The 13,396-nt window shown below is 49.5% G+C and carries 6 protein-coding genes and 1 pseudogene; 5 read left to right on the top strand and 2 right to left on the bottom strand.

The window, feature by feature from the left end:
- Positions 1–324 (bottom strand): annotated as a pseudogene (locus tag DWV53_RS11000) (T9SS type A sorting domain-containing protein); the annotation flags it as partial.
- 842 nt (positions 325–1,166) lie between these two features.
- Positions 1,167–2,318: an N-acetyltransferase gene (locus tag DWV53_RS10995; RefSeq protein ID WP_118153755.1), complete on the bottom strand. Its 1,152-nt coding sequence runs from the start codon at positions 2,316–2,318 to the stop codon at positions 1,167–1,169.
- A gap of 170 nt (positions 2,319–2,488) precedes the next feature.
- Between DWV53_RS10995 and DWV53_RS10990 the strand changes: the two genes are divergently transcribed.
- The 5 genes from DWV53_RS10990 to DWV53_RS10970 all read left to right on the top strand — a co-directional run bounded on the left by DWV53_RS10990 (position 2,489) and on the right by DWV53_RS10970 (position 13,395).
- A complete protein-coding gene (locus tag DWV53_RS10990) occupies positions 2,489–3,856 on the top strand; it encodes an MATE family efflux transporter (RefSeq protein WP_118153752.1) in 1,368 nt (455 codons plus the stop codon).
- Positions 3,857–3,922: 66 nt separating this feature from the next.
- Positions 3,923–8,362, top strand: coding sequence for an acyl-CoA dehydratase activase-related protein (locus DWV53_RS10985; RefSeq protein ID WP_118153749.1), 4,440 nt, complete (start codon positions 3,923–3,925; stop codon positions 8,360–8,362).
- A gap of 163 nt (positions 8,363–8,525) precedes the next feature.
- Positions 8,526–9,467: a serine O-acetyltransferase gene (locus DWV53_RS10980; RefSeq protein ID WP_118153746.1), complete on the top strand. Its 942-nt coding sequence runs from the start codon at positions 8,526–8,528 to the stop codon at positions 9,465–9,467.
- Positions 9,451–11,031 (top strand): THUMP domain-containing class I SAM-dependent RNA methyltransferase, encoded by a 1,581-nt coding sequence (locus DWV53_RS10975; RefSeq protein WP_118153743.1) that lies wholly within the window; start codon positions 9,451–9,453, stop codon positions 11,029–11,031. The genes DWV53_RS10980 and DWV53_RS10975 overlap by 17 nt, the downstream gene beginning before the upstream one ends.
- A gap of 69 nt (positions 11,032–11,100) precedes the next feature.
- Positions 11,101–13,395, top strand: coding sequence for a DPP IV N-terminal domain-containing protein (locus DWV53_RS10970; protein ID WP_437181747.1), 2,295 nt, complete (start codon positions 11,101–11,103; stop codon positions 13,393–13,395).
- Position 13,396 lies beyond the last annotated feature (1 nt).

The raw sequence follows: 13,396 nt of genomic DNA, 5'->3' as shown, positions 1-13,396 counted from the left end.
TTCCGGTGCAAAGACACCGATGACGGTAGCCTGCGAGAGGTCGCCGTGCTTGAGGCTGGCACTCAGGCTGCGGAATCCGTCTGCGAGCCAGAGACTCGGATTGAAGTTGAAATAATGGACTGAACTGTTCGGAAGAGTAAGTTCAGACTTGACGCCACGGCTGTCCAATAGCATCAGCCGTATGGAATCCCCAGAGAAATCCTGCCAACGGTAATAACCTTGCAGGTCTGAGTTCAAAGGCGCAGTCTTGAACCACAGTTCGCTTCCGCTGACTCCTCCGGGCGTTTGCGCGAAACTGCCGATAGCGAAGCCTAACAGTAACAAAGAAGTAAACTTTCTCATGCGCTGTCAATTTGGAGTGTTTGAAAAATATAAAAACGTATGCCTCTGCCGCGCAGGGAGAGACCAGTGAGAGAGAGAACGGACTGTTGCTACGGAGAAGAATTGTGATATAGGCTTGCTCCGTAAGGTCCTATTGTCACGTGGCAGGCCAATAGGCTTTACCACCAAACTAATGCTGCAAATATACAAAAATAATCTTAATAAACGGATATAATCTTTAAGAAATTTGCTGATTTGGTGTTTTTTTCTTATGATTTCGGTCAATTTTGCAGAAATCTTTTACATCTGTTGTATGTACTGGAGTTAGTTTGGCAAAAATACACAAATGGTCACGGCTTCACTTTCTTATATAAGAATGTAAATCATGGTTTGAAACTGTACACACTCGGAGTACAAATGAAAACAAGATATGCTTGTGTCGGAAAGGTATATATGAGCTGATGGTAGAGTCATCATCAACAACAATGGCCCTGATTTGATAAACTCAGCAGGAATACTTGCTATTCATTTTATGATGGGGTTATGTTCACAAGTTTGAGATTTCATGTGAAAAAGTCCTAATTTCTATGTTTCTCTTCTTGCAAATTATGGGATATTAAGAAAAATATCGTATCTTTGTCCCCGAATTGAGGCGTTCTTTGCATATTGCAAAATACAGAAACGAGCAGAAGTCCGCTCGTTTCCATATTGTTACCTATATAATATAGGCAAACGCCCAACTTCTTGATTTTCAATCAAAGTCCAATTTAGAGCGAGTTAGGATTTTTAACTTTTTAGCCCATTTTCTATCTTTTTTACGCCTAAACGGCTCAAAACAGAGACTTTTAAATCTTCTTCTTATAGCAGCGATGACGGCGATGCTGTTCGCTCTCCAGATACTGCCACTGGCTCTGAACACCGGTATTGGTCTCCATCTGCGGCATTGCCTCAGCCCATTTAAAGCCATAACGGTGATACTGCTCTATCAGATCGGCAAAAATAAGCGCGTTGGCTCCCTTCTTGCGATATTCCGGAAGAACACCAATCAAGAGCAAATCTACCGTATCCGTCTTGTGCCACTTCAGAACCTTCAGCACCTTCAGCCAACCCGTAGGGAAAAGCTTGCCATCGCCTATCTCGCGCAGCGCATCGGTAAACGAAGGGAAGGAAACACCGAAGGCTACCAGCTTGTTGCCAGCATTGCCATCTACCACACCCGTTACCAGGTTCAAGTCAGCCTTCTTGATATAAGTATTTACATATTCATCTATCTGCTTCTCCGTAAGCTGCTGGAAATCATAGAGATTCTTGTAAGTCTCGTTCACGATTTCGAACACCTTCCTGCCCATTCCTCCCGAGGTCAGTTCCTGGCGGGTAAACTTATGCACATGCAGATTATATCGGCTCTCTATCATCTGGGCAGTCTTGGCAAACTTAGCCGGCGTCACTTCCGGAATCCTGATACGGTACTCCAGCCAGTCGTTATCCTTCTCATAGAGCGGATAACTCTCCATATGCGTCTTGTAATAAGGATAATTGTAATTGATATACATCGTAGACTTCCGGTCGAAGCCCTCGATGAGCAAGCCTTCACGATCCATATCCGTAAATCCGAGCGGACCTACGCATTCGTTCATTCCCCTGCTCTTGCCCCAGTTTTCTACCGCGCGCAACAAGGCACAGGAAACCGCAACATTATCCACGAAATCGAACCAGCCGAAGCGAACCTGCTTTTTGTTCCACTGTGCATTGGCACGATGGTTGATAATGGCAGCAATTCTACCTACGATACGAGCCTCGCTGTCAACCGCCAGAAAGTATTGAGCCTCGCAGAATTCGAAGGCAGGATTCTTCTTTGGGTCCAGCGTATTCATCTCGTCGAAACGCAAAAAAGGAATGGCAAACTTATGGTCTCTGTAGAGATCATAATGAAACTGAATAAAGGTTTTCAACCCCTTTTTTGTTGTTACCGGTATGATTCTTATCTCATCATTCATTAGTAATCCGTTTTGTATATATATTCAATTGCGGTGCAAAAATACGATAATTTTATGAATAATGCAACTCTTTTCTTATAAATTTATAAAAGATGGTTCATAATTGTCCAACTTTGTGGATATTTATGTACCTTTGTAGGTTGAAATGCCTCAAAGAGCATCATAAAGTTATGAAGAAAGAGAAAAGAGACAACTATACGTTCCTCACACATGCCCCTGTGCATCATGTGATTTTCACGATGGCCATACCAACGATTATCAGTATGCTGTCGACGAGTTTGTACAATCTCGCCGACACCTATTTCGTAGGCAGCATCAACACGCAGAGTGTGGCAGCGGTAGGCGTTTCCTTTGCAGCAATGGCTGTTATCCAGGCGATTGGTTTCTTGTTTGGCCATGGTGCAGGCAATTATGTTTCGCGACAGTTGGGCGCCAAACATACGGAACAGGCACAGAAGATGGCAGCCACGGGCTTTGTGCTGAGTTTTCTTACCGGTCTCCTCATCGCCATTCTGGGTCATGTGTTCCTCACTCCGCTCTGCCTTCTGATGGGTTCTACGCCCACCATTCTTCCTTATACAGAGCGTTATCTGGGCATTATCCTGCTGGGTGCTCCCTTTATGACCACCTCGCTTACGCTGAATAACCTGATGCGCTTCCAGGGCAATGCGATGTATGCGATGAAAGGCATCATGTCGGGTGTGCTGCTCAATCTGATTCTGGCTCCTCTGCTCATTCTCTACTTCCAGCTAGGCATTACCGGAGCCGCCGTAGCCACCCTCATCAGCCAGTGTTTCGGCTGCGCCATGCTGTTCTGGATGACGCATAAAGGCGAGAACATCCGCATCCGTCTCAGCAATTTCACCCCTACCCGCGCCTTTGCCAAGGAGATTATCTTCGGCGGAACCCCTTCGCTGTCAAGACAGGGACTGGGAAGTATAGCTACGCTGATGCTCAATGTGGCAGCAGGTGCGTTTGGCGATGCAGCCATTGCGGGCATGAGCATCGTTACCCGCATCTCCTTCTTCACCTATGCGATGGTCATCGGTCTGGGTCAGGGATTCCAGCCGCTCTGCGGATTCTGCTACGGCGCCAAACTCTATGGGCGCGTAAAGGAAGCCTTCTTTTTCTGCATCAGATGCGGCACGGTTTTCCTCAGCGTCTGTGCCCTTCTCGGCTTCATCTTCTCAACTTCCATCATCAGCATCTTCCGCGATGATGCAGCGGTTGTAGCCGTAGGTTCGGTGGCTTTGCGATGGCAGGTGCTCAGTTTTCCGCTCGTAGCCAGCATCGTGCTCACCAACATGCTGATGCAGACCATCCGTAAACCGTTGAGAGCCAACATCGTAGCGGCGGCACGAAGCGGACTTTTCTTCATTCCGCTCATCTTCATCCTCCCCTATTTCTTCGGACTGCTGGGCGTTGAGATGTGTCAGATGTGGGCAGATTGCTGCTCGTTTGCCGTTGCGGTTCCGATAGCCTGGAGCGCTTTCAGGGATATGAGAAGAGAGCAGATGGAACTTGGGAAAAACCACTAGAAGATAAGAAGATACTAGAAGATAAGAAGATACTAGAAGATAAGAGAAATACTTGAGATAAGAGAAATGGAGAAAACTTATTACATAGGATTGGACGTTGGCTCTACGACAGCCAAAATAGCCGTTATCGACAGCGATAACCGGGTAATTTACTCAAAATACGAACGCCACAACGCTCGTGTCAACGAACTTGTGTCGCAATATTTCGATGAGATTTTAGCCATTACCGGCGATGCAGAGGCAAGAATCTGCGTAACGGGAAGCGTAGGAATGGCTACTGCCGAACAGCTCCAGGCGGAGTTTGTACAGGAGGTGGTGGCTGCATCAGTCTATGCCCGTACGGCTCATTCTGAGGCGAAGGCGCTCATCGATATTGGTGGCGAGGACGCGAAGGTTATCTTCTTCAAGGAAAACGGAAATATGGAACTGCGCATGAACGGCAACTGTGCCGGCGGAACGGGTGCTTTCATCGACCAGATGAGTGTGCTGATGGGCGTAGAGAACCAGAAGATGAGCGAGTTGGCGATGAAGGCAGAGCACGTTTATCCGATGGCTGCCCGCTGCGGCGTATTCGCCAAGACCGACATCCAGAACCTGATGGCGCGCAATCTGCCCGAAGCCGATATTGCAGCCAGCATCTTCCATTCCATCGCCGTTCAGACGGTGGTTACGCTTTCTCACGGCATCAGCTTCGAGGCTCCTATCCTGCTCTGCGGCGGTCCGCTGACCTTTCTTCCGGCTCTCCGCAAGGCTTTCTGCGATTATCTCCATCTCTCTCCAAACGACTTCATCGTATCAGAAAACAGCAATCTCATTCCGGCTCTGGGCTGTGCTTACCGGGCTAAATCGGCAGATTCTGCAGCCTCAGTATCTGTTCTCAGAAGCCGGATGAATAAAGAAATACAAACGGAATGGACCAGCAGTCTGCTGCCCCTGTTCAAGAATGAGAAAGAGCACCAGGAATGGCTCAAATCAAAGGCGAAATTCGCTACGGAAACCCAACCGCTGAATAAAGGAAAACAGCAGGTTGTGATTGGTATTGACTCGGGCTCTACTACGACGAAGATTGTTGCGGTAAGGGTGAATGCGGAGACGCCTACGCAAGATATTGTCTTTACCAATTACCGCCTGAACCTGGGAAATCCGATTAAGGCGGTAGCGGATGGACTGAACGCCCTGAAGCAGGAAGCTGCATTGCGAGGCGCTGAACTGGAAATCGTAGGTTCCTGCTCTACAGGCTACGGCGAAGAACTTATCAAGGCGGCTTTCGGCCTCGACAGCGGCATTATCGAAACAATGGCGCACGAAAGAGCAGCTGCCTCACTCATGCCTGACGTGAGTTTTATCCTGGACATCGGCGGACAGGACATGAAGGCTATCTTCGTTGAGAAAGGGGCTGTGGTGCGCATGGAACTGAACGAGGCTTGCAGTTCGGGCTGCGGAACATTCATCCAGACCTTTGCCAACAATATGGGTTATTCTGTAGGCGATTTTGCTCAACTCGCCTGCCAGTCGAAGGCTCCCTGCGACCTGGGAACCCGCTGCACCGTCTTCATGAACTCGAAGGTGAAGCAGGTGCTCAGAGAGGGCGCATCTGTAGCTGATATTTCTGCCGGAATTTCTTATTCGGTCATCAAGAACTGTCTTTATAAGGTATTGAAACTCCATGGCAATGAGAACCTTGGAGACAAAATCGTTGTACAGGGTGGTACGATGAGAAACGATGCGGTGGTAAGAGCATTTGAGTTGCTCACCCATACCGAAGTGGCACGAAGCAACATGCCTGAACTGATGGGTGCCTACGGCTGTGCCCTTCATGCGGCGGCAGATTACAAGCATCGCACTTCTGCAGAAAACGAGCACCCTGCCTCATCAAGATCCATCGATGATCTCCAGGATCTAGCTCATTATGAAACCAAGCAGCTGCAATGCAAAGGTTGCGAAAACCATTGTTATGTTTCCCGCTACACCTTTGCCGGCGGCAACCGATTCTACTCCGGAAACAAGTGTGAGCGTGTGTTCAACAACAAGGGAGCAAACGGGATAAAAGGCAAAAATATTTACGAACACAAATACAGGTTACTCTTTGATAGAGAGACGGTTAACCCACCTACTACCGCGTTTCGCGGTACATGGGTAGGCATTCCTCGCATCCTCAACATGTACGAGGAATATCCGTTCTGGAATGCGCTGCTCCGGGCAGCAGGATTGGGCGTGATTCTCTCTTCCGATTCCACTTTCAGCCAATATGAAGGAGCCTTGAATACGGTGATGAGCGACAATATCTGCTTCCCGGCTAAACTGGCTCACAGTCATCTGAAGGAACTCAACGAGAACCCGAAGGTTGACCGTATCCTCATGCCATACGTGGTTTATGAGCATAATGACGACCCGAAGAATACGCTGAACAGCTTCAACTGTCCGGTCGTTTCGGGCTACAGCGATGTCATCAAGTCGGTCATCAATCTGAAGAAACCGATCGATACGCCCGTCATCAACTTTGCCCAGCCTAAGGCGCTGGAAAAACAGATTACCGATTATCTCAAGCAACTGGGAGTAAGCAAGAAGACTGCCCATAAAGCGCTGAGAGAGGCCCTCTATGCTCAGGCAGTACATGCAGCTGAGATTAAAAAACAGGGCTGGGAGATTCTGAAGCCAAACAAGGGACTTACGATTCTGCTGGCTGGCCGTCCTTATCATACAGACCCGCTGATTCAGCACAAGCTGAGCGAGATGATAGCCAATCTGGGAGTCAACGTCATCAGCGAAGACATCGCCCGGGGTAATCTCTTTGCAGATTTCAAAGACTTCAATCTGGAGAACCTGGCGACAGAAAGAAATGAGGCAGCATTAGCCAGCCAGGACAACAACGAAGCATACAACTGTCAGCCAGAGACTTATCTCGTAAAGCAATGGGCGTATATGAACCGCATTCTGAAGGCAGCGCAATGGGCAGCCGAGCAGGGCGATGAGGTTCATTTCGTCCAGATGACCAGCTTCGGCTGCGGTCCTGACAGTTTTATCCAGGACGAGATTCGCGACATCATGAAGCGCCACAACAAGCCTTTCACGCTGTTGAAGATAGATGATGTGAGCAATATCGGTTCTCTGAAGCTCCGTGTCCGCTCGCTCATAGAAAGCCTGAAGGGAGTAAAGGAAGTGAAGAGTGAAGAACGAAGAGTGAAAAATTCAACAGCTGAAGAAATTCAACATTCAACACTCAACATTCAACATTTACAACAGACCAAGGTATTCACCAGGCAGGATATTCATCGCAAGATTCTCGCTCCTTTCATGACCGAATACCTCACCCCTATCATTCCGCCTATCCTGAAACTGATAGGCTATGATGTAGAGGTACTTCCGATGAGCGATGAGGTAAGCGCCGAACTCGGCTTGAAGTTTGCCAACAACGAAGTCTGCTATCCGGCAACCCTCATTGTCGGCGACATCATCAAAGCCTTGAAATCAGGCAGATACGACCTGAACAATACGGCAGTAGTGATGAGTCAGACGGGCGGCCAGTGTCGCGCAACCAACTACGCCGGTCTCATCAAGCGTGCGATGATTTCAAATGGATTCCAGGACATTCCGCTGCTCACACTCGGTGTAACAGCCTCAACAGGCGAAGCATCAGGCTCAACAGACGACAAGCAAGACTATAACGAGCAGGACGGCTTCAATGTGCCTTGGCTGAAATACAGTCAGATTATCGTTACCGCCATTTTCTATGGCGATGCAATCAACGAGATGTACAACGCATGCATCGTAAGAGAGCGTAAACCGGGCATTGCCAGAGAGTTGCGCGATAAATACATGCAGTTGATAGACGGACCTATCGCCCAGAATTCAGCCAAAGGACTCATCCGACTCCTGGAACAGGCAGCCGAAGAATTCAACCAGATGACCCTCGACAGAGATCTGCCGAAGGTAGGAATCGTAGGCGAAATCTTCCTGAAGTTCAATCCTTTCGCCCACCAGTTCCTGGAACAGAACATCATCTCGCGCGGCATTGAGGTGGTTCCGCCTCTGCTTGCCCCTTTCTTCCTACAGGAATTTGTAAATGTAGAGATACAGAAACACATGCGGCTGAGTTGCACCAAAGTGCCCGATTTCATCATCAAGGGCGCTTATCAGGCGCTGATAGGCAGAAGATTGCGCCAGGTAAACAAGGCAGCCGGCAAGTTCCGCTACTTCCGTCCGTTCACCAATATCTATGATGATGCGAAGGACGTACAGGGACTGGTTTCGCTCGCAGCCCAGTTTGGCGAAGGCTGGCTTCTGCCTGCCGATATCGTAGGTTACATCCGTGATGGTGTGAACAACATCATCTCGCTCCAGCCTTTCGGCTGCATCGCTAACCACGTGATTTCCAAGGGCATCGAGAAACGTCTCCACGACCGTTTCCCTTCACTCAACCTCGTATCGCTCGACTTCGATTCCGGTGTTTCAGAGGTAAACGTCACCAACCGACTGCTCCTTTTCCTGGACAGCATCGCAAAATAAGACAAGCCAGACCCATGTACGGTAAAACACCGTACATGGGTCTTTCCGTCTTTCATCCCTCAAAAAAATCACTCTAAAAAATACAAAAAACCATAGCTATTTCTTTGTCATTCAAGAAAATAATCGTATCTTTGCACTCAAATTTTATTGAGACATTAAGAAAATGAGTAAAGATACATTAACTCATCAGCTGACAGAGACCATCGAGGAGCTTTCGAGCGCCGAATCTTTGAAGGGTCTCTTCCATCAGCATCGAGACGGGAATCCACTTCCTTCGGGCAAGGCGCTCGAAGAAATCATCAGTTTGTCCCGTTCTATCCTCTTTCCGGGATATTTCGGCAATTCTTCTGTAAATATCTCAACCATCAAATATCATATTGGAGTAAGAGTAGAGAAACTCTATGAGATGCTGTCAGAACAGATTCTCGCCGGTCTCTGCTTCGCCAACGACTGCGAAACGGAAACCCAGGCAGAACTGCAGCACCAGCGTGCCAAGGCAGGCGTGATTGCAGCCAAGACAATCATGGAATTTCCAAGACTGCGCAAGATTCTGGCTACCGATGTAGAGGCTGCCTACGAGGGCGACCCGGCTGCCATGAGCCACGGAGAAATCATCTCCTGCTACCCGGTCATCAAGGCGATTACCAACTACCGCATCGCCCACGTACTGCACGAACTGGGAGTGCCGCTCATTCCGAGAATGATGACCGAGCTGGCTCATTCGGAAACCGGTATTGACATCAACCCGGAGGCTACCATCGGCAAGCACTTCACCATCGACCACGGTACGGGTGTGGTGATTGGAGCTACCTGCATCATCGGCGATAATGTGAAACTCTACCAGGGTGTAACCCTCGGAGCCAAGAGTTTCCCTCTCGATAAGGACGGCAATCCTATCAAGGGAATCCCTCGCCACCCTATCCTCGAAAATGATGTCATCGTCTACGCCAATGCCACCATCCTCGGTCGCATCACCATCGGAGAAGGCTGCGTAGTGGGAGCCAACGTATGGGTTACCAAGGATATGAAACCGAAAACAAAGAAATATAAAAAAGAAAAACAAAGTTTATTAGATATAGAATTCAATAATGGAACAGGAATTTGAACTCATTGCCAAGACCTTCATGGGCCTCGAGCCTGTCTTGGCTGAAGAGCTCACCCAGTTGGGTGCCAATAATGTACAGATCGGTCGCCGCATGGTGTCTTTCACAGGCGACAAGGAAATGATGTATCGTGCTAACTTCCAGTTGCACACAGCCATCCGTATCTTAAAGCCTATCAAGCACTTCAAGGCGAGAAGCGCTGAAGAGGTGTATGATCAGATTCAGAAGATCAAGTGGGATGACATCTTAGACGTGAAGAAGACTTTCTCTGTTGACTCAGTAGTCTACTCAGAGGAGTTCCGCAACTCACGCTTCGTAACCTACAAGGTAAAGGATGCGATTGTTGACTGGTTCCGCGAGAAGCAGGGTACACGTCCAAATATCAGCGTATCTAACCCGGATATCCGCCTCAACATCCACATTGCAGAAGACAATGCCACCTTGAGTCTCGATTCGAGTGGTGAGAGTCTGCACCGCCGTGGCTACCGCCAGGAGCAGGTAGAGGCTCCTCTGAACGAGGTTCTCGCTGCAGGTATGATTCTGATGACCGGCTGGAAGGGCGAATGCGATTTCATCGACCCGATGTGTGGTTCAGGTACCATCGCCATCGAAGCTGCCCTCATCGCCCGCAACATCTCTCCAGGTGTATTCCGCAAGGAGTTTGCCTTCGAGAAATGGAACGATTTCGACCAGGATCTCTTCGATACGATTTATAACGACGACTCTCAGGAGCGCGAGTTCGAGCACCATATCTATGGTTACGATGTTGACATGAAGGCTGTCAATACTGCTAATCTCAACGTACGTGCTGCCGGACTGAGCAAGGATATCACCATCGCCCAGCAGGACTTCAAGGACTTCACCCAGCCTGCCGAGAAGAGCATCATCGTGATGAACCCTCCATACGGTGAGCGCATCTCTACCCCTAACCTCCTGAACACCTACAAGATGATTGGTGAGCGTTTCAAGAAGGCTTTTGCCGGCAACGAGGCTTGGGTATTGAGTTACCGCGAGGAGTGCTTCGAGCAGATTGGTCTGAAACCATCTATCAAGATTCCTGTATTCAACGGAAGCTTGGAGTGCGAATTCCGCAAGTACGTGATGTTCGACGGCAAGATGAAGGACTTCCGTTCTGAAGGCGGTATTGTGAAGACTGAGCGCGAGAAGAGCGAGATGGCTCAGAAGCACCGTTTCAAGAAGGAGCGTGAATTCAAGAAGCGTGTTAGCGAGGAGACAGAAAACGAGGAGGACGATATCCGTTCTTTCAAGTTCCATACTCACCGTCTGGAAGACTTCGAGAAGAAGCGTGCTGAGTTCCATAAGGGCGGCCGTTCACGTATCAGCGGCGGTCGACGCAATGATGACGACGATGACAAGCGTGGAAGCCGCAGCTTTAAGGGCGACCGCAAGGGTGGTCGTGACTTCGGTGGCAAGCGCGACGGAAAGCGTTTCGAGAAAGGCGACAAGCGTGGTGGCTTCAAGGGCGACAAGCGTGGTGGCCGTGATTTCGGAGGCAAGCGCGGAGGCAAGAAGAACTTCAGCGTTGACTTCGACGACGAGGATTAAAAAGACATACTACCCATACGTCGTGTTTCACGACGCATGGGTGGTAAACCCGATAAAGTAAAGAATATAATGAATCTGAAGAATTCAATTTATAAATTATCTTTTGCTGCTATGATCATGATGGCTATGAATGCAACCGACTTACAGGCTCAGGGCGTGGTTCCTGCTCAGAAAGGCGAGAAAACCTTTACATTGGAAGACCTGAACTTCGGCGGCAACAACTATCGTAACATGGTAGCTAAGAACCGCTGGTGCACCTGGTGGGGCAATGAACTCGTTCGCCAGGATGTGGATGCCTGCTATCTCGTCAGCAAGACGACAGGCAAGGAGACCAGACTCTTCGGCATCAATGACATCAACCAGTGGATTGCTCCTACCAAAGACATCAAGGTAAGAGCCCTCTACAATGCTCTCTTCCCTTTTGCAGGCAAGAACATCGTGATGGTAAGCAACGGCAGCAAGACTTATACCGTAGACTTCAAGAAGCATAAGCTGCTGAGCGAGATGGATTTTGCTGACGGCGAGAACCTCCTGGAGGCTAACGCCCAGCAGAACGCCTTCGCCTATCTGAACGGCAGCAACCTCTATGTGCGTACCTTCGATGTAACCAGCAACGCCCTGACAAAAGAGAAGAAATCTCACGATTTCCAGCTCTCAAAGGACGGAAGCCGCGAAATCGTTTATGGACAGAGTGTTCACCGCGATGAGTTCGGTATCAGCAAGGGAACCTTCTGGAGTCCGAACGGCGAACTGCTCGCCTTCTATCGCATGGACCAGAGTATGGTAACCGACTATCCGCAGGTCGACATCCCGGAAATCGGTTTCAATCATCCTGAAACACAGAGTTGCATTGCTACTCCTGCACCAGACAAGTATCCGATGACTGGCGAGACATCACACAAGGTAACCGTAGGCGTGTTCGACTGCATGACCGGCAAGACTATCTATCTGAAGGCTGGCGACCCAACCGACCGCTACTTCACCAACATCGCATGGAGTCCGGACAGCAAGACCATCTATATGTTCGAACTGAACCGCGACCAGAACGACTGCCGCCTGACTGCCTACAACGCAGAAACCGGCGAGAAGACAGGCGAACTCTATCGCGAGACCGACGAGAAATACGTGGAGCCTTGCCACCCTATCCAGTTCCTGCCTTGGGACAGCAACAGCTTTATCATGCAGAGCCGCAAGGATGGCTACAACCACCTCTATCTCTGCACCCTGGGCAAGCACGGAAGCCGCATGGCAAGCAACACGGAATCGCTCGAAATCAAGCAGTTGACTTCCGGTAAATGGGAGGTGATGGAAGTGCTCGGTTTCAACAGCAAGTGCAAGAGTATCATCATCGCATCCAACGAGAAATCGCCTATCCAGAGAAACATCTTTGCCGTAGATACAAAAACCGGCAAGCGTACGCTGGTAGATGATTGCGGCAAGGGATGGCACAGCGCCACTTTGAGCGAGAACGGACAGTATGTCTTCGACAACTACTCTACTCCTACCGTGCCTCGCAAGATTGCCCTCGTGAATACCGAGAACGGCAAGCGCACCGCTTACTTCACAGCCGAGAACCCTTGGAAGGGCTACAACGTGCCGGAGTACAGCTGCGGTACCATCAAGGCTGCCGATGGCGAAACAGACCTCTACTGGAGAATGGTGAAACCGGTAAACTTCGATCCAAACAAGAAGTATCCTACCATTATATATGTATATGGTGGACCTCATGCCCACAACGTAGATGCCCGCTGGAACTACTCTAGCCGTGGTTGGGAAACCTACATGGCAGAAAAGGGCTATCTGCTCTTCATCCTCGACAACCGTGGAAGCGAGAACCGTGGCAAGGCTTTCGAGCAGGCTACCTTCCGCCAGCTCGGACAGATTGAGATGCAAGACCAGATGAAGGGTGTGGAATATCTGAAGACGCTTCCTTACGTAGATGCTGACAAGATTGGCGTTCACGGCTGGAGCTTCGGCGGATTCATGACCATCTCACTGATGACCAACCACCCTGATGTGTTCAAGGTAGGCGTAGCAGGCGGTCCGGTAATCGACTGGCACTGGTACGAGGTGATGTATGGCGAGCGCTATATGGACACCCCACAGACCAACCCAGAGGGTTACAGGAAGACCTCTCTGCTCTATCAGGCAAAGAACCTGAAGGGCAAGCTGCAGATTATCCAGGGCTTGAACGATGTGACTGTAGTGCCACAGCACTGCCTCACCTTCCTCAAGGCTTGCATCGCAGCAGGCACCCAGCCAGACTTCTTCGTCTATCCTGGCGAGCCTCACAACATGAGAGGTCATCAGAGCACTCATCTGCATGAGCGCATCAGCAATTATTTCTTCGATTATCTCAAGTAAA

Source organism: Segatella copri (genome assembly GCF_003465495.1).
Classification (GTDB): Bacteria; Bacteroidota; Bacteroidia; order Bacteroidales; family Bacteroidaceae; genus Prevotella; species Prevotella copri_G.
Note: the sequence above shows the minus strand (reverse complement) of the source record. Positions and strands in the feature narration are given on the sequence as shown.